At 35.6% G+C, this 18,164-nt stretch carries 17 protein-coding genes and 1 pseudogene; 2 read left to right on the top strand and 16 right to left on the bottom strand.

The window, feature by feature from the left end; translation table 11 throughout:
- Position 1 precedes the first annotated feature (1 nt).
- On the top strand, positions 2-904 hold the full coding sequence (locus J2772_RS01795) for a hypothetical protein (RefSeq protein ID WP_245365063.1): 903 nt from the start codon (positions 2-4) through the stop codon (positions 902-904).
- Between the two features lie 654 nt (positions 905-1,558).
- Positions 1,559-2,401: a M12 family metallopeptidase gene (locus tag J2772_RS01790; RefSeq protein ID WP_209912768.1), complete on the top strand. Its 843-nt coding sequence runs from the start codon at positions 1,559-1,561 to the stop codon at positions 2,399-2,401.
- 617 nt (positions 2,402-3,018) lie between these two features.
- Here J2772_RS01790 and J2772_RS01785 read toward each other — a convergent pair.
- The 16 genes and pseudogenes from J2772_RS01785 to J2772_RS01710 all read right to left on the bottom strand — a co-directional run bounded on the left by J2772_RS01785 (position 3,019) and on the right by J2772_RS01710 (position 18,138).
- Positions 3,019-3,699, bottom strand: a complete 681-nt coding sequence (locus tag J2772_RS01785; protein ID WP_209912765.1) for a MarR family winged helix-turn-helix transcriptional regulator — start codon at positions 3,697-3,699, stop codon at positions 3,019-3,021.
- Between the two features lie 63 nt (positions 3,700-3,762).
- Complete coding sequence (hemH, locus tag J2772_RS01780; RefSeq protein ID WP_209912763.1) at positions 3,763-4,791, bottom strand: ferrochelatase; 1,029 nt, start codon at positions 4,789-4,791, stop codon at positions 3,763-3,765.
- 36 nt (positions 4,792-4,827) lie between these two features.
- Entirely contained in the window at positions 4,828-6,114 is a 1,287-nt protein-coding gene (locus tag J2772_RS01775; RefSeq protein WP_410494382.1) for a cryptochrome/photolyase family protein, read from the bottom strand.
- 219 nt (positions 6,115-6,333) lie between these two features.
- Positions 6,334-6,633, bottom strand: coding sequence for a hypothetical protein (locus J2772_RS01770; protein ID WP_209912758.1), 300 nt, complete (start codon positions 6,631-6,633; stop codon positions 6,334-6,336).
- A gap of 112 nt (positions 6,634-6,745) precedes the next feature.
- Complete coding sequence (ribA, locus tag J2772_RS01765; protein WP_209912756.1) at positions 6,746-7,336, bottom strand: GTP cyclohydrolase II; 591 nt, start codon at positions 7,334-7,336, stop codon at positions 6,746-6,748.
- A gap of 25 nt (positions 7,337-7,361) precedes the next feature.
- Positions 7,362-7,910, bottom strand: coding sequence for a lipocalin family protein (locus J2772_RS01760; protein ID WP_209912754.1), 549 nt, complete (start codon positions 7,908-7,910; stop codon positions 7,362-7,364).
- Positions 7,900-8,589: a lycopene cyclase domain-containing protein gene (locus J2772_RS01755; protein ID WP_209912752.1), complete on the bottom strand. Its 690-nt coding sequence runs from the start codon at positions 8,587-8,589 to the stop codon at positions 7,900-7,902. Before J2772_RS01755 ends, J2772_RS01760 begins: the two co-directional genes overlap by 11 nt.
- Complete coding sequence (locus tag J2772_RS01750) at positions 8,586-9,038, bottom strand: sterol desaturase family protein (RefSeq protein ID WP_209912750.1); 453 nt, start codon at positions 9,036-9,038, stop codon at positions 8,586-8,588. Before J2772_RS01750 ends, J2772_RS01755 begins: the two co-directional genes overlap by 4 nt.
- Position 9,039: 1 nt before the next feature.
- Positions 9,040-9,507: an SRPBCC family protein gene (locus J2772_RS01745; RefSeq protein WP_209913446.1), complete on the bottom strand. Its 468-nt coding sequence runs from the start codon at positions 9,505-9,507 to the stop codon at positions 9,040-9,042.
- Positions 9,508-9,562: 55 nt separating this feature from the next.
- Positions 9,563-10,399 carry a phytoene/squalene synthase family protein gene (locus J2772_RS01740; RefSeq protein ID WP_209912748.1) on the bottom strand — a complete coding sequence of 279 codons (837 nt, stop codon included), beginning with the start codon at positions 10,397-10,399 and terminating at the stop codon, positions 9,563-9,565.
- A gap of 6 nt (positions 10,400-10,405) precedes the next feature.
- On the bottom strand, positions 10,406-11,890 hold the full coding sequence (locus J2772_RS01735; protein ID WP_209912746.1) for a phytoene desaturase family protein: 1,485 nt from the start codon (positions 11,888-11,890) through the stop codon (positions 10,406-10,408).
- A gap of 42 nt (positions 11,891-11,932) precedes the next feature.
- Complete coding sequence (locus J2772_RS01730; protein ID WP_209912744.1) at positions 11,933-12,589, bottom strand: MarR family winged helix-turn-helix transcriptional regulator; 657 nt, start codon at positions 12,587-12,589, stop codon at positions 11,933-11,935.
- Positions 12,590-13,317: 728 nt separating this feature from the next.
- Positions 13,318-15,825, bottom strand: coding sequence for a cation-translocating P-type ATPase (locus tag J2772_RS01725; RefSeq protein WP_209912742.1), 2,508 nt, complete (start codon positions 15,823-15,825; stop codon positions 13,318-13,320).
- Between the two features lie 76 nt (positions 15,826-15,901).
- Positions 15,902-16,012, bottom strand: a pseudogene (locus J2772_RS01720) (heme-binding domain-containing protein); the annotation flags it as partial.
- 101 nt (positions 16,013-16,113) lie between these two features.
- The gene (locus tag J2772_RS24335; RefSeq protein ID WP_317194472.1) at positions 16,114-16,620 is read right to left on the bottom strand and encodes a hypothetical protein; all 507 of its coding nucleotides are present in this window, start codon (positions 16,618-16,620) and stop codon (positions 16,114-16,116) included.
- Positions 16,621-16,815: 195 nt separating this feature from the next.
- Positions 16,816-18,138: a hypothetical protein gene (locus J2772_RS01710; protein WP_209912740.1), complete on the bottom strand. Its 1,323-nt coding sequence runs from the start codon at positions 18,136-18,138 to the stop codon at positions 16,816-16,818.
- Positions 18,139-18,164 lie beyond the last annotated feature (26 nt).

The following is an 18,164-nucleotide window of genomic DNA, read 5'->3' as shown; positions in this document are numbered from 1 at the left end:
AATGAAACAACAATATATAAAAAATTTAGTCATTTCTTTTATTCTCTTACTTTTTGGGACTCTTGCCAATGCTCAAATTGGGATAGGAATAGAAAACCCAACAAACCCCTTTGAGGTCAAAACTGATGCAGGTAAGGTTATAATAGATAAATCCGGAAAACTAGGAGTATTGGTCGCCAACCCAAAAGTTGCTATAGATTTACGCAGCGGAGCCAACGGTTCTGTTGCTGTAGGAAACACTGATAAAACAGCTGCACAAGTTGGTCCCGGTGCTTTACGCTATGTTGCAAGCCCTGCAATTGGAGTAAAGGGATACCTAGAGTTTTCAGATGGGACAAATTGGGTAAGTTTTTTCCCAAAAGGTAAGCCTCGTATTGTTGTTATGGCGAATAAAATTACCCAGGACACCTATGTATTTGAAAGTTCAAACCCATCGGAAATAGGAGCTAAATCCGGAATCGTACAACGAAGATCATCTTATTTAACTAACTGGGCAGAAAAATTAGATTCTGACTCTGGTGTTCCCACCAGTAATTTCAATCCGGCTACCGGTGAATTTATTGCCCCCAGAACCGGGGTGTATTTTGCCACCTTTACTTTTGCATTACAATCCAGCCAGGTAAATACTGGCGGAAATAATCAGACAGAAGCCATCTGGGAAGTAAGAAATCCTGCCGGAACTATTACCCAAAGAGTAAAAACAAATAATGGCTATGCTTCTGATACCGGAGCAAGCCCTAATGCTGTACCTGTGGGTTCAGCCTGTACCGTGAGTGTTTATTTGAACAAAGGAGATAAATTAAGACCTTTCACTTGGATCACCGTTGCATTTGACGGTACTATCAGCCAATTTGATATCTCCAGCAACGGTGTATATAATTCATTGACTATTGTAGAGCAATAAAGACAATTATTCAACTTTAGCTATATCATTTTTTTCTTTTACAAATACTTGAACAAAGCGGCTGGGAATTTTTCTCAGCCGCTTTTTAGATATTCATTAATTCATTATTATTTTTCAAGTGTCAATAAGTTTATTTTGCTTTCTGGTCATGTCAAATTACTTTGATCCCTGCTGCTAAAGAAACAGTATGCCAGCTTCTTTATTCTTCCTTTAAATCTATATTTTAATTCCTAAAAATATTAAACATCAGAAACCTGATAGTCAATAAAATAAAAATATCTAATTGGCTCAATCATTCTCATTCAACTTATAAATTTTAAACTCCAATTTATTTTTTGAAGGAGTTCTTAAGAAAAAGAGAAATTATTCAATAAGATTATACCCATTGTGTGGACTCACATCGTTTAATATTCCAAATAGCGATGCTATTAAAAGATGGTATAAAAATAAACCTACACAATTTTACATCATTGAAATCCCTCTCTGGGAGGGCAATTAAATTAAATGTAGTATGTGTGTAGACATTACCTGATCTTAATTTACAAAAGAAAATAAGAAAGAAAATTGTTTTTTATTTTAATTTTAATTCACATAGAATAGATTATTTTTTTCTGTGTTCAAAAAAACCACTAATCAATATAAAAAAACAACGTTATGGAACTACACAAAAAGATCTTATTAGGATCATTTATTTCAATGGCTTTAGTATCATGTAACACTACAAATGATAGTGTGGATGAAAAAGCCCCACAAGACCAACAAGCACTTTCAGGATTACTGGCCATCCCTCAAGCAGATATCCCTGCTGGTTTCGAAAAAACACAAATGTGTAAAGATGTTTATCTTCCCGGAGACGATAAGACTCCAGGAACGGCTTCTAAGGGAGCTGTTATTACCAGTAAAAAATGGGCAAATGGTAGTGTTATCACTGTAGGTCTTTACGGAGGTAGTACCTATGTTCGCAACAAGGTGATACAATACGCTAAAGAATGGTCCAAATATGCCAACATTACTTTTAATTTTGTTACAAGCGGAACACCACAAATTCGTGTAACATTTACCTCTGGTGCCGGATCTTATTCATATCTTGGAAAAGATGCTCTTAGTATTGCTTCTAATAAGGAAACCATGAACTTCGGCTGGTTTAATGATTCAACAAGTGATACGGAATTCAGCAGAACAGTCATACATGAATTTGGCCACGCCCTTGGAATGATCCACGAGCATCAACATCCTTTAGCAGCTATTCCATGGGATAAGCCAAAAGTATATGCTTATTATGCAGGTGCTCCAAATTACTGGACTCAAGCTCAGGTAGACAACAACCTTTTTGCAAAATATTCAACTTCACAAACACAATATAGTGCTTACGATACACAGTCTATTATGCACTATAGCATCAGCTCAACGCTAACTACAAACGGATTCAGTGTTGGAAGCAATACCATTTTATCTCCTACAGATAAGCAATTTATTGCAACAGTATATCCAAAATAAGAAATCTACTTATCTAAATATAATATGAGTCTACCTTAGATAAAATCGGGGTAGGCTTTTCTTGTTTGTAATGAATGTAAAAGCAATATAGCCCTATAGGCTCAAAATCTGAAGACTTTGCACAGCAGTTTTTTTTTGAAGGGGGCAATTCAGAGCTATTTCAGTACTAAACCTTTCCGTAAGCTTTTCCCATAATTCTGCCTTTCTGTTTGAAAGGAAGAGGTCTTCCATATTTCTAGCTTACCCTAAATATTCCGTGTATTAATGGGAAATTAATGCTTTTGTTGGTGCCGGATTTTCTTTCTTGATTTCATCTTGCACCTTATCCATCTCCCTTATGGCTGATTTTTCTATTGTCATTTTCTGCTAAATAATGGCTGATTTTTGTTTATAGACAATAAACCATCATTATCGGGTAAATTTTGGAAATAGTATATATAAAAAACGCCCCTAAAAAAGGAGCTTTGTGATTGCAGAAGTACATTTTCCAAACACTTTTATTGAGGATTTAGCTAAACTTATAGAATTTAAAGATAACCGGACTAATTCCAAGAAAAACATACCATAACCACTAAAAATAGTATATCCACAGAAATATTAATTATCAATTTAAAAGTCTAAAAAGTCTTAAATGTATACTCATCATATACAGTAGTGATGAGCTGATCAGAATTAATATTTCGTGAAAAAATAGGATAATGAAAGCGATCCAGTTTATTTAAAATACGTATAAGCTCCATCTTTTCATGATAATTGAGATTTCCAGCTACGATATTGGTTGCCTGGCGAATCTTTTCCATTTGATTTTCCAAGATTAATAATCCTCTTTCGGTAATACGGATTAACTTACTGCGTTTATCCAAATCAGAATCTGTCTGTTCAATAAGTCCCTGACGTAACAGTCTGCCAATAATAAGCATACCCACGGGCTTATCATGAATGTTTTTTTTGATAAGTGCCATCTTAGTCATCTCACCAAAAGCTTTCAAATTAATCAGATAAATAAAGTCTTCCTGGGTAGAGAATTCTGAATCTGAGATTGCAGACTTTGAGTATGTTTTCGCATATCGGTTAAGATGAACAAGCAATGTACTTATGGCACTTTCCGGTGTTCTTCCATTTTCTTTCCCATCCCAATAAGGTTCTTCAGGATGATTTTCCTCCTTACTATTATCCTTATCAGAAATCCATTCTTTAAAGCCCTGAATAGTTCCCGGATACAAATCAGGACAAGCACGGACTTCAGTTTCAAACTCCTGCAGTAAGTCTATAAAATCTTTAATAAGTGTATAATTCATATCCGTTAAATAGTTTACAAAAATACCTAATTCCTTAAAGAGTTACGCAATATATGATCAAAACTATAGTAAATAAAATTGATTAAGTTGCTCTTCACATAGTATACGGACGACTTCAATCCAGCGGTCCTCGTCATTCAGACAAGGTATATAGGTGAAGGTTTCACCTCCAGCTTCCAGAAACTGCTCTTTTCCTTCAACGGAAATTTCTTCCAGGGTTTCCAGGCAGTCTGAAACAAATGCAGGACAAACAATCGCAAGGTTTTTAATTCCTTTTTGTGGAATAGTTTCTAATGTATGATCTGTATAGGGCTCTATCCATTTGTCTTTTCCCAATCTGGACTGAAAAGAAACAATAACTTTATCTTTTGACAATTCAAGCTTTCTGATAACCCTATTTGTGGTACTAAAACACTGGTGTCGATAACAAAATGAATGACTGGGATGCGTATCTTTATAACAGCAATCGTTCATATTACACGTCTTTGTTGGATCTGTTTTGTAAATATGTCGTTCAGGGACGCCATGGTAAGAAAATAATAAAGCATCAAAATTTTCTGGAAGCTTCTCCCTGATACTTTCCGCCAGGCAGTCCGTATATAGATCTCGGTTATAAAAAGACTGTACGTAGTTGATTCTTACACCTGGGAATTTTTTCTTTCTGATCTCTTCTGCTTTTTCAATAACAGTTTCAGTGGTACTCATTGCATATTGTGGATAAAGAGGAAACAGTACAATTTCCGTGATTCCTTTTTCAACAAGATTCCTGATGCCTGTCTCAATGCTTGGTTCAGCATATCTCATCCCTATTTCCACAGGCACGTCTATCAGTTTTTGAAGTTTTTTCCGAATCTTTTCTGTAATAACGATCAATGGTGATCCTTCGTCTGTCCATACCGTTTTATAGGCTCTGGCAGATTTGGCAGGTCTTGTTTTCAGAATAATTCCCTGCACAAGAAGTGCCCGAAAGATCCAACGGTAATCAATTACCCTTTCATCCATCAAAAATTCATCCAGATATTCCTTTACATCTTCAACTGCAGTAGATCTCGGAGAGCCAAGATTGATCAATAAAATTCCTTTTTTAGCCAATGTTATTTATTTATTAGTGAATAGTTATACTATCGGTTATTCTGCCAATCCTTCTTGGTAAGCTTTCAATGCTCTTTCTCTGGCTTTTTCATGTTCCACGATGGGCTTTTCCCTATAATCTTCCGGAAGCCACTTTCTGATATACTGAGTATCTTTATCAAACTTTTTTGTTTGCTCATAGGGATTGAATATCCTGAAATAAGGCGCAGCATCACAACCACAGCCTGCAGCCCATTGCCAGTTTCCATTATTGGCAGCCAGATCGTAGTCCAGCAGTTTTTCAGCAAAATAGGACTCTCCCCACCTCCAGTCAATAAGCAGATGTTTAGTAAGGAAACTTGCTGTGATCATTCTTACCCTGTTGTGCATAAATCCTGTTTCGTTGAGCTGCCTCATTCCGGCATCTACAATTGGATATCCAGTTTTACCTTCACACCACGCCTTAAATTCTTTTTCATTGTTCCTCCAAACAATATTCTCATATTTCTTTTTAAAACACTGATGAACAACACTTGGAAAATGATACAGAATCTGCATGAAAAATTCTCTCCATATAAGTTCATTAAGCCATACTTCGTTATGCTTAACTGCATATTGTACACATTTCCGGATTGAAATAACTCCAAAACGAAGTGCAGTCCCAAGATGACTGGTATGATCCATTGCAGGAAAATCCCGGTACTTATCATAAGAATCTATTATACTGCTCTCCAGCTCCGGTTTTATAAATTCAAGATCTGTTTTCTCAAATCCAATTTCTTTTAATGAAATGATTTCAGAAGATCCGTTATAATCTGCAAACTGTGCCGGGTTTGTAGTAACCGATTCTATATTCTTCAAATTTTCTTTCCATTTCTTTGAGTATGGAGTAAAAACAGTATATGGAGAAAGGTCATTTTTCAGAATATTATTTTTTTCAAAGATGACCTGATCTTTAAAATTTTTAAATTGAATATGATATTTCAACAGTAAATCTGCTATCTGCCGGTCCCGTTGTATGGCTTGCGGTTCATAATCCCTATTGCTAAAGACCTTATCAATATTAAAATCCCGGATTATTCTTTTAAATACTTCTATTGGAGTACCATGATAAACATAAAGACCACTGTTATATTTTTTCAGGTCTTTATGAATGTCCTGTAAAGCCTGATGAATATAATCTACCCTTTTGTCATTTTTATTCTGAAGTTGATTCAGTATATCAGTATCAAAAATAAAAACAGGAATAACCTTTAATCCTGCACTCAGTGCATGATGAAGCCCTGTATTATCATCCAATCTAAGATCTCTTCTGAACCAAAAAATATTCACTTTATTCATGATAGATATTCGCCTTATAAAAACATGCACAAATATACTAATAAACAAATTAAAAAGAATATTAATAAACTATTATTTAAATAAAAAAGAATGAAGGAAATTATATAAGAGATAAATTTATAGGCCAGAACATGTTTTAAATTAAGATACAAATAAACTAAATATTGAAATGAAATAATAAATGCCCGAAACTATAAGTTCCGGGCATTTATTACACTAACATTAATTGGTCTTCTTTCTCCATTCTGCTTTCACATCTTCAGCAGCATCTTTGGTGCTTTCCCAAGCTTCATCAGCTTTATCTTTAATATCCTCCCATACATCTGAAAAGTTCGACTTCACCCTATCCAACCAGTCTTCCTGAGTTGCTTCCTGATCATTATCTCTTTTTTCATTGATAAAATCTTTAGCTTTGTCCGCTAACTCATTGATTTTCCATTTTGCCTCATCAGCTGCATTTTTTAAAGAGTTTTTTGTTTGATCTACTGCATTTTCTGCTTTGTTGTAATCTGAATTATTCATAATATAATATTTTAGTAATTGGTATATAAATAAACAATCATCGTGCCTGAAAAATAATTATTGTGTTAAAAAAACATTAAAATTTAATTTGAATCTTATAGACAAAAGATATTTAAAATTTTTCCAAAAGATGACCAAAGTAATTCTTTTTCTTAACGAGATAACTTTCATTCACTTCATTAGAATCAATTTCCAAAGGAATTCTGCTGTTGAGGATAATCCCGCTATTCTCTACACATTTGATCTTGTCGGGATTATTAGTTAACAGGTTTATTTCTTTGATCTTTAGAATATCCAGCATTTCAACGGCTATATCAAAGTTTCTTCCGTCTGCAGGAAGCCCCAGTTTCAAATTAGCCTCAACGGTATCCCAGCCCTGCTCTTGAAGTTCATAGGCCCTAAGTTTATTAATAATTCCAATATTTCTTCCTTCCTGGCGGAGATAGATGATGACCCCTCCGTTTTCAGACATATATTTCATAGCAGCATCCAGCTGTTGCCCGCATTCGCATTTTTTGGAATGAAAAACTTCTCCGGTGATGCATTCTGAATGGAAACGTACATTGACCGTCCCGGCAAAATCTATATTTTCCGCCACCCAAACCAAATGAGGAGTCCAGTCTTCTTCACTTTCTGAAAATGCATATACAGTGAATACTCCATAATCTGTTGGTATCTTTGATTGCGCCTGTATTGTAACCATATTTTACTGATTTTAAGTTGATTATTTATTTGTCGAACGGACTTTTCTTATCCTGTTTTACCCAGATAAGTTTTGATGTATCATAACCGATCTCCTGAGCTTTGGAGATGAAAATTTGTTTTATATTTTCCGGAATGGTTTTCTCACGGGAAAGAATCCACAGATAGTCTAAATTTCTCCCGGCAACCAATGCATATTTGTAATTTTCAAGCGCAACTACGTTATATCCTGCATAAAACGGTCCGAAAAAACTCACTTTTAGGGCTGCAACATCTTTCCCTCCTCTGAATCTGGCAGTACCATTTGCAGAAACCCATTTGTTCTTTTTAAAATTATATCCGCTGTTGACTACTTTTACACTTCCGTCTGCATTAAGACTGTACTGAGCCAATGCATTATCAAGATCTTTTTCAAAACGATAATCGAATCTTGCTATTTCATACCATGTCCCTAAATACCGGTTGACATCAAACTGACTCACAGGTCGTGCTTTTTCAGGCATAGAAGAACAGGAGGCAAGACTATTTAATAGTACTAAACCTAGCAATACAATAAAAATTACTCTATTTTTCATTTTTGGTTATTTTTTTAAAGAAATAAATATTTAACAAAAACTGGCTGTACCCGTAAACGGCATCTTCAACAGGGATAGTCCCCATTCTCACCCCTAAAAAGTCATCAGGATTATAGTTAACAACCGGCGAAGGAATTAAAGAGCCTGTCAGGATTCCATTCACTGCAAAAAAGCCAGGCATCAAAATCAGATATACAAAACTGGCCTTTCCTAACCATTCTTTTTGAGCGATAAAATGGAGATAGCAAAGCGTGATTATCGTTACGATCACAGTAAGCAAAGTATATATTCTTTCATAATAAAGAATCCCTGTCACACTAAGAAAAATAACAGCAGTAAATACAATGAGATTATTTAATACATTAGCCCAGCCAAGATTAAAAAACTTTTCCAGACAATAGTAAGTAAAAACACAGGCAAAAGGGATACAGTAAAAAAACAGCCATTCTTCAACGGGAAGTCCCGCTAATTTAACTCCTAAGGTGTAATTGAGATCAAACCACCACACTCCTTTTGCAGTAAACCATATGTCCCAAATAATAAAAGGAACTGCCACGATAGTGGATGACAGTAGAAATTTTCCGAAAAGCTTATTGAATTGTATCCTTCCGTCAAAAGAGGCCAAAAAGCAAATAATGACAGTGAAAAAGTTAATCAGTATGTAAGTATAAGGCATCATTTTTTATTAAAAAACATTTTAAAATATTTAACAGGAACCCACAGAAAGCCAAAACATTCTCCATCTTCTTTCCCCAGATGTTTGTGATGCTGCTTATGAGCACGTCTGATCGCAAGGAAATACGGGTTCTTTGTTTTTGTAAAAACTTTTGCCCTCTGATGAATAAAAACATCATGCACAAAGAAATAAGCCATTCCGTAAAGACTTATTCCCAGACCGATAAAAAAACAATAACTGAATTCCTGCTTTACTCCAAGATATAATAAAGCAATGGCTGGGCTTGCAAAAATGAAAAAGAACAGATCATTTCTTTCAAGTTTCCCATTATGACTATGATCATGATGGTCCCTGTGCAGGCTCCATAAAAACCCATGCATAATATACCGGTGGATCAACCAGGTAGCTCCCTCCATGGAAATAAATACCACAAAAACGATCAGAAAATTCATTTTAAGTATGCTTATTGTTAAAAAGATCATTTAAAACCCTATACCTGAAATCAAAAATACTCCTGAGCTTTTCTTTTACAAATAACTGATGAACTATTTTGCCTAAGATTCCCATCGGGAGCTCATAATCTACAGTATCTTTAATGAGTACTCCATTCTCATTAGGAATAAATTCATGAAAATGGTTCCAGTACTTATACGGGCCTTCTTTCTGAAAGTCTGTAAAGCTTTTATAGTCTTCTACCTGGCTGATGATGGTCTTCCATTTCATAGGAATTCCTAACAAAGGAGAAACAGTGTAATTTATTTCCATTCCTTTAAAAACAGGTTGGTCCCGAAGGGTTGAAAGAACCACAAAATTCATACTTTCAGGAATTATTTCCGATAAATTATGAGGAGATGAAAAAAACTTCCATGCCGTTTCAATATTGCAATTCAGCTGTTGTTCTCTGTATAATCTGTACATTATTTTTTTATTGATGGTTAAACCTTCCAAAAATCATTATTAAGCCATAACTGCATTATCAGAAATAAGCAGATTTGTAACGGATATAGCTTTTGAACGCAACCACTAGCTTTTGTGAATTGGCAATTCTGATTCTTTTTTGCAACATATTCTGCGAGCTTGTTTTCTTTATTTTTTCAAACAGAGAAAGATAATATCTGTATGCCAGATATACTCCAAAAATGGATGAGCCCGGCAGCTTTTTTATTCCTTGTAATGCTTCTTTAAATTCTTCTTCAATCTCCTTTTCAATCCTAACTTTTACTGTATTATCAAAAACCGACATATTGAGGGAAGGAAAATAAGTTCTTCCTAAAATCTGATAATCATCTTTAAGATCCCTTAAAAAATTAACTTTCTGAAAAGCTGATCCTAGTTTCATTGCAAAAGGTTTAAGCTTTTCATATTGCTGTATATTGCCTTCTGTAAATATCTGCAGACACATCAGACCTACTACTTCCGCAGATCCATAGATATACTCCTTATATAAATCCGAGTTATAATCAATTTTATGAAGGTCCATTTCCATGCTGTGTAAAAACTGATTGATCAACTGTGTATTAATGCCATACTGACGAACGGTTTCCTGGAATGAATGCAAAATGGGGTTGAGTGATATGCCATCTTCCAGTGCATCATAAGTTTCAGCCTTTAATCTTTTCAGAAGCTTCTCTTTATCATAGCCATCAAAACTATCTACAATCTCATCTGCAAGACGCACATAACCATATACAGCATAAACAGCAGGCCTGATGGAAGGTTTCAATGCCAGTATTCCCAATGAAAAACTGGTACTGTATTTTTTTGTAGTGTGCTTACTGACTTGGTAAGACAATTCATCAAACAATTTTTTCATATTATTTTATTTTAGTTTATTGACTTCAGCCGCTACAATTTTCCCTGAAATTACTGATGGAGGAACTCCGGGTCCTGGAACCGTTAGCTGCCCTGTATAAAAAAGATTGCTGATCTTCCTGTTTCTTATTTTAGGTTTTAAGACCGCTGTCTGAGATAAAGTATTGGATAAACCGTAGGCATTACCTTTATAAGCATTATAATCTGAAATAAAATCACTTACACAATAGCTTCTTTTATATTCAATTTTGGAAAAAATATCAGTTTCACCAGTATGTTTTTCAATCCTTTCAAGCATTTCCATTAAATATTTTTCTCTTACAGATTCCTCATCGTGTATTCCTGGTGCAAGGGGTAATAGTAAAAAAAGATTTTCACAGTCTTCAGGGGCTACATCAGGATCTGTTTTTGAAGGACAACATGCATAAAAAAGCGGTTTATCGGGCCATTCCTTATTTTTATAAATACAGTCTATATGATTGTCAAGCTCATTTTCAAAAAAAAGTGTATGATGTTTTAAGCGGGGAATTTTCCCTTTGATTCCCAGATAATAAATAAGACATGAAGGCGCAAAAGTTCTGGATGTCCAATATGCCTCATTGTAGTTTCTGAGTGATTTAGGTATTAATGTTTCTGTATGATGATAATCTGATGAAGCAATAACTGCATCAAATTCATAATTTTTACCATCTACTGTTAATGAGGTAAGTTCTCCCTTTTCAACATTGATTTTCTGCACATTATGATTAAAATGAAAAATCACTCCCTGTTTTTCAGCCACTTCTTTCATAGCAAGAACCAGCTGATAAAATCCTCCCATCGGATATTTTGTTCCCAAAACATATCCGCCGTAATTCATAAGGCTGTAAAGGGCAGGAATACGCTTTGGTGAAGCTCCAAGAAAGATAACCGGAAATTCCATCAAGGATCTGAGTTTCGAATCTGTAAAATAACCTGAAACATACTTCCTGAAATCGCTTAAAAGATCAAGCTTCAGTGCACTGCCTGCTATTTTTAAAGAAGCAAATTCAAGCCAGCTATAACAGGGTTTTGTTACAAAGTCTTTCATTCCCACTTCATATTTAAATTGGGCAGACTGCATAAAATTATCGTACTGTCTGGCTGCTCCGGGTTCTATTTTTTCAAATAGCTCACGAATATCTTCATTTTTCTCAGGAACTGAAACCTTCTCATTTGAAAAAACCATTTCAAATTGGGGATCCAAAGAAACCAGCTTAAAAAAATCGGATGTTTTACAATTAAAATCAGAGAAAAAACCTTCAATGATATCAGGCATCCAGTACCAGCTGGGTCCCATATCAAAAACATACCCTTGTTCTGTTTTAAATTGTCTTGCACGACCGCCTGGCTGATGATGCTTCTCAAATACATGTACCTCATTTCCGGATTTCGCAGCATATGTAGCAGCAGAGAGTCCGGAAACTCCGGAACCTATCACCGCAATTCTCTTTCTTAAGTTTCCAGTATTCATTGTTATTTATTTAATAGTTTTAACAGGTAATTTTAATACTTATCAGTTCAACCTTTTATACACATTATCCAATAGATTTCTGGATTCCAGATTCATCCGATAAAAAGAATCATGAAACTCATCCAGTTTAGAGAGTATGGCTATGAGCAGCATTTGTTCAGAATGCGTAAGGTTTCCTACGACTACTCTTGAAGCTTTGCGGATTTCATCCATATGCTCCTCCAATACAGTAAGCCCTTTTTCTGTTATCTGAATATGCTTTATCCTTTTATCTTTTTCAGAAACTTTCTGTTCAACCCAGCCGTTATGTATTAAGCGGTTAATAATAAGCATCCCTGAAGATTTCTCGTGCACATTGTGCTTTATCACCTCCATTTTTGTCATTGCCCCCATCGTTTTGAGGCCGATCAGATAAATAAAATCATCCTGGCTTGAAAAAACGGAATTACCGATTGACCGGGAATATGTTTTTGCATACCTCCCCATTCTTATCAATAAAGTATTGATGATACTATCAGAACTTCTTCCTGACTCCTTCCCTATCCAAGCCGGATCTTCTGACTTAGAATCAGCTTTAAAGGAAACATTGATCCATTCTATAAACCCTTGAAGATCGCAGCTGTATGACACTTTATCTTCATTTTGTTCCATAAATTGCTGAACAAGTTCCACAACTGATTTTATGAGATTAAAGTTCATATTAAAAAATTAGTATACAAATATACTAATAAAAGTTTATTTATAATCTTTATCAAATCTTATTTTTAAATAACTGCAAAAAAAATATCTAAAAAGACAGGCTAAAAGAATATAAATCCAATATTAACATTCTTAAACTACAGAAAAATAGTATATTAATATTTCAAAATCCAGTTTTTTATTTTCTTATCCCGAACTCAGGTTATATTAAGTTGAACACCATACACCAACTCATGGCATACAGTATATATTGGCCTACAGTGAATGAAGACCAGTTTTGTGTAAAGTATCAGGAAAACAAATACCTTGATGGCTCCCAGACTGTCCTGAGAAAACCTTTATAGCCGAAATTGTCATTCTTTGAAGGCATTTTCCAAGACTTTATTTGCTTAAAATGATTGTTCTTAAGTTCAAAATGAAATGTATCTCCAATAATGAAAATCAATGCCAATGGTGTTGTGTGAATAACAAAGGGTAGCTTCTGATCTTTACCATAATCATCATCTTTAACGGGATGATCATAGTGTGTTTTCAGAAATGCGGTGAGAGACATTTCCGGATTCAGCTTTTTATGTTCTCAATAATGTTCTATCAAAGTCGGAATATTCAACAGCTGATACAAGTCGGTTGTAGAAATCAAATAGAGCGACAGCAACAATATGGAAATCAAATTTTTAACCAATCAAAATTATATTTCTTTATTATGGATGATTATTTTTCCATGTTAATTATTTCCTAAAATAATACCTTTTTATGAGTTTATAAATTTCAAACCACAGTACAGAAACTGAAGCAGTGAGCAGTGCCAGCCCAAGTTCTTTTATGCTGAGAGCGGTAACACTGAAAAATCCTGAAACAGGAGCTGCATAGAGAATGATCAGCAGGAGAAGTACAACCAGTACAGATATCCCTACAAGCAGGATATTCCGGTTCTTAAAACTCTCCAGCATGCTGTAATAGAAAGAACGGTTCACCAGACTCAGCAGTATATTGGAAAATATAAGCGTAGTGAAAACCAATGCCCTGGTTTTAGCTTCATCATTTCCATGGCCGGCAGAATACTGATACAGCCATAATATTCCTGCCGTAATGAGGAGCCCCTGAATAATGCTTATTGTGAGCTCTCTCCAGTTCAGAAACGTTTCTGTAAGTGCTCTTGGAGGCTTTTGCATTGCATTTTTTTCCATAGGCTCATTCTCATAAACAATAGAACACGTGGGCCCCATAACCAGTTCAAGAAAAATAACATGCACAGGCGTAAAGATATGTGGAAATACCCAGCCCAGAAACAGAGGCAGGGAAACAGTAAGTATAATAGGGATGTGGATGGAAATAATATACTGAACAGCTTTTTTTATATTAGCATAGATTCTACGTCCGGCAGCTATGCCTATAACAAGTTTATCCAGATCATCATTAGTAATAACCAGTGCTGCGGCTGATTTAGCAATTTCAGTCCCTTTATTTCCCATTGCCACTCCGATATGAGCGGCTTTTAAAGCGGGGCCGTCATTTACTCCATCCCCCAGCATCACTACTACATGACCTTGTGCCTTCAGTGCATTAACCACCTGAAGTTTTGCTTCGGGGAACATTCTTGTAAATAAAGTGGTATTTTCAGAAAGCTTTATTATTTCTGCTTCTGAACAGGCGGTAATTTCACTTCCGTTGACAGGCGGAGTATTGCTTTCTATTCCTGCCTGCAGTGCAATAGCTCTTGTGGTATCAGCATTGTCTCCGGTAATTACCTTTACTTTAATTCCCGCATCATAAATATGTTTAAATACTTCTTTTATTCCTTTTTTCGGAGGATCATAAAATACGGTCAGTCCTAAAAAATCAAATGTAAAATTCTGCTGTTTATCAGGAAAGTTACTGCCTTCAAAATGAGATCTGGCAACACCCAGAACTCTGTATCCCTTATCTCCGAAGTCTTTTATAATCTTTCTGATTTTATTCTTTTCTTCTTCTGAAAGATTGGAAACACTGATGATGGCTTCCGGAGCCCCTTTAGCGGCAATAATTCTGTCTTTCTGTTCATTTTCAAAAAGATGGGTCATCATCGGCGGTTTGCCTTCCAGCGGATATTCGTGAAATAGCTGATAATCTTTTCTTTGATCAGGTTTCTGACTCTGTTCATAGATCTTATGCAGTGTTATTTCCATAGGATCAAAAGGTACGGGCTCACTACTCCACATCGCATAATCAATAAGCTCATGCAGTTCTTTTGTTTCAAACTCCTTTTCTTCATAAATCCTGTCGGAACGGTAATTATAAAGATGCTTCAACTTCATGGAGTTTTCCGTAATCGTGCCTGTTTTATCTGTACAGATTACTGAAATGCTTCCCAGGGTCTCCACAATACTGCTTCGTTTAATGATGATTCCTTCCCGCATCAGCTTCCAGGCACCCAAAGCCATAAAAGTAGTAAAGGCTACAGGAATTTCTTCAGGAAGAACAGACATTGCCAATGTAAGCCCACTGAGTAAGCTGGTCACAAAATCTCCTGTTTTGACAAAACTGAAGATACATACTGCCAGAAAAATGAAAATCCCGATAACAGCCATCCCCTTTACAAAATTACGGATCTGAATCTGCAGTGGAGATACTTCTGCTTTTATGCTCAGTATAGACTGACCTATTTTTCCTACTTTAGTTTCTTTTCCAATGTTTTCGACCTCAAAAACGGCAAGCCCAGAAACTGTAATTGTTCCGCTGTACACTTTATTATCTTCGGATCTGCTATCCTTGAAAACCGAAAAACTCTCTCCTGTAAGGGAAGATTCGTTGACAGAAAAATCGTTGCTGTGAACAATTCTTCCGTCAGCATTAATAAGATTTCCCTCTTCGGTAATGCACAGATCTCCAACTGCTATTTCAAAAGTAGGAATATCTATGACCTTTGAGTTCCTGATTACTTTACTCAAAGGTTCATTAAGCTTTTCAAGTTCTTCCAGCGCCTTCTTGCTGCGGTTATCCTGGTAAAAAGAAATTGCGGTAACTCCTACAATAGCAGCAAACATAAACAATGCCTCTCCATAATCTCCTGTAAGTACATAAATGAAGGAAACACATATAAGCAGAATCAACATTGGCTCTTTCAGAATGTTGAGAAGGAGGTCTGCCCATGATTCTTTCTTAACCGCTTCCAAGCGGTTATATCCGTGTTTTTTTCTGGAAACCTCTACTTCAGCTTCTGTAAGCCCTTTTAAATTGTGCGGTATATTGTAATTCATATGAAATGGATATGATATTAAATTTACTGATTGTTTTTGTTATATCAGAATACTCTTTCCGTTTTTTAACAACCTACTATTCAATCTGTTGTTTCACTTCTTTCACCCATTGTTCTATTTCTGATTTTTGAGTATCGGACAGCTTTGCATTCCGATGAACAACAGTATAGGATGTAAGTGGCATTTCACCATTCTTGACATAGGTTCAATGCATCCGCATTACATACAGACACTTCTCTGAGAAACAGAATACCTTCCCAGTCAAAAAAAATAACTGAGAAAAACAGATTAAGATTGACTAAATCTTGGCAGCTGCCAGATAGAATTGAGATTTTTTTTATTGTAAAGAGCACTTTTATAAAAGGTCTTCTTAATTTCAATAGGATTAAATGCCTTCTCTATACAATGAAAATCCAAGGAAGGATTAATGGTGAAAACCACAGAGAGCAGGCTTGTATGTGAAACAAATGGCAATCTCTGATCCTGATCGTGGTCACTGTCTTTCAAAGGGTGATCATAATGGGTTTTCAGAAATGCTGTAAGCGACATTTCAGGATTGAGTTTTTTGTGCTGAATATAATGCTCAATGAGAAGCGGCATCTTCAAAAGCTGGTAAAGTTCGGTTGTAGAAACCAAATACAATGATAATAACAATATAGAAATCAGCTTTTTAACTCCATAAAAATTATATTTTTTTTCATTAAGAATGATTTTAAATAAGAAGCTCTTTTGGTTAATAGTATCAAAAATAATTTTTAGAAGCTGGAATATTGAAATGTCAGGGAAGAAAATCATCCAGGACCAGTTTCAAGGCTTTGCTGGTTAGATATGAAACAATTAATATCACATGGATCAGCCTACATTATCTGGCCTTTTCTATTTGATTCCTAAGAAAAATAAAAGTTTAAACAGGTTTAAAATGAAGATTAAATAATGAATTAAAAATACCCTCAAAAAGGTATACCTTTTTGAGGGTATTGCTATTTTTAGTTACAGTGCAGTAACACTGAATAGTGCTTTAAATTCGGCAAGGTTAGCATAACCAAAAGTTGCCGGATAGGAAATACCACCAGTTGCACTTGCGGCGGCATTTGTTCCAGTAAGATAAACCACTGCATTGAGGGTATCTCCGGCAGTTAATGAAACCATTCCTGTAACAACTACGGAATAACGCAGTGCTGCCTGCAGTGGTGTTGCCCATCGTATTGTTGCATTATCCATTATAATAGTTCCCCCTGAAGGATTTCCACCTGTATTTTTTCTTATTTCAAGATTTACAGGATAAAAAAAACCATTTGTATTCCGGTCTGGAATAGAATTAGGCATAATATAGGCTGTAATTAAGTAAATCCCTGATTGGGCAACTGTATAGGTTCCATTAGTAAGATTAAAACGACCATTGGGATCTGTAACGGTGGTATCAAACTTTTGAAAGAACCTTTGATTTACGCTGCCACCATCAATTCCTCCATTCGTAATGCTGGTAGCACCTAACGCTTCATTCGTTAAGGAGATAGAGGCTAATGTTGCTGAAGCAGGATTCATAGCTCCCCACTGTGTTACTCCAGCACCATTTGTTGTCAAAACATATCCGTTGACCGGAGCATTTGAGGGAAGAGTCAGAGTCCTATTCGCAGGAAGATTTGCAGGAGATTGTACGGATATCAAATTAGATCCGTTTGCCAAATCTTCGTAAAACTTCACTGACGAAGCTGTACCGGTTGAATTTGTATTAACCGATATATTACCAGCAACATCCAATTTTTCGGAAGGATTATTAAGCCCTATACCCACTCTATTATTGGTAGCATCAAGACTTAAAGTATTACTATCTAAATTAATAGCATCTACTCCGGTAGCTGTCATAGCCAGTTTGTTGACATCCGTCAATCCTGAAATAGTAGTGGGCTCAACAAGGGTACCACCTAATTTTATACTATTTCCAGACATCGTAACCCCATTCGTTGCTGTATATGGTACAGATATCTTCTGCCAAAGTGTACCATCAAAATAATAATGTCCCACAGAATTTACATTATTCCTCGGCGAGTTAGTATCTCCTCCGGACACATCACTAATATAAACTATTGCTCCTGTCTGATTGACATTATAAACAGCAGTATTAGCTGTCAACTCTGCTCTTGTAAGACGCGGTGGCAACAAACCATATGTCTGTGTATTATCTGCAATTCCTGCAGCATTTCTTTTTGCACTTACATCGAATGTAGCTCTTGGAGATTCGGTATTGATACCTATCTGAGCAAAAACCAAAGCCGGACAGGAAACAGCGGCGATTAATAAAAGATTTTTCATAACAAATGTTTTAGTTAAAATATAAA

This window comes from Chryseobacterium jejuense (assembly GCF_017877355.1).
GTDB lineage: Bacteria > Bacteroidota > Bacteroidia > Flavobacteriales > Weeksellaceae > Chryseobacterium > Chryseobacterium jejuense_A.
This window is presented reverse-complemented; position numbering and strand designations above follow the sequence as displayed.

Bases quoted from the DNA above. Each gene is read 5' to 3' on its own strand.
- J2772_RS24335 (WP_317194472.1), bottom strand. From the start codon at position 16,620: ATGATTTTCTTCCCTGACATTTCAATATTCCAGCTTCTAAAAATTATT.
- J2772_RS01725 (WP_209912742.1), bottom strand. From the start codon at position 15,825: ATGAATTACAATATACCGCACAATTTAAAAGGGCTTACAGAAGCTGAA.
- J2772_RS01740 (WP_209912748.1), bottom strand. From the start codon at position 10,399: ATGAAAAAATTGTTTGATGAATTGTCTTACCAAGTCAGTAAGCACACT.
- J2772_RS01750 (WP_209912750.1), bottom strand. From the start codon at position 9,038: ATGAATTTTCTGATCGTTTTTGTGGTATTTATTTCCATGGAGGGAGCT.
- J2772_RS01770 (WP_209912758.1), bottom strand. From the start codon at position 6,633: ATGAATAATTCAGATTACAACAAAGCAGAAAATGCAGTAGATCAAACA.
- J2772_RS01730 (WP_209912744.1), bottom strand. From the start codon at position 12,589: ATGAACTTTAATCTCATAAAATCAGTTGTGGAACTTGTTCAGCAATTT.
- J2772_RS01790 (WP_209912768.1), top strand. From the start codon at position 1,559: ATGGAACTACACAAAAAGATCTTATTAGGATCATTTATTTCAATGGCT.
- J2772_RS01755 (WP_209912752.1), bottom strand. From the start codon at position 8,589: ATGATGCCTTATACTTACATACTGATTAACTTTTTCACTGTCATTATT.
- J2772_RS01795 (WP_245365063.1), top strand. From the start codon at position 2: ATGAAACAACAATATATAAAAAATTTAGTCATTTCTTTTATTCTCTTA.
- J2772_RS01785 (WP_209912765.1), bottom strand. From the start codon at position 3,699: ATGAATTATACACTTATTAAAGATTTTATAGACTTACTGCAGGAGTTT.
- ribA (WP_209912756.1), bottom strand. From the start codon at position 7,336: ATGGTTACAATACAGGCGCAATCAAAGATACCAACAGATTATGGAGTA.
- J2772_RS01710 (WP_209912740.1), bottom strand. From the start codon at position 18,138: ATGAAAAATCTTTTATTAATCGCCGCTGTTTCCTGTCCGGCTTTGGTT.
- J2772_RS01735 (WP_209912746.1), bottom strand. From the start codon at position 11,890: ATGAATACTGGAAACTTAAGAAAGAGAATTGCGGTGATAGGTTCCGGA.
- J2772_RS01760 (WP_209912754.1), bottom strand. From the start codon at position 7,910: ATGAAAAATAGAGTAATTTTTATTGTATTGCTAGGTTTAGTACTATTA.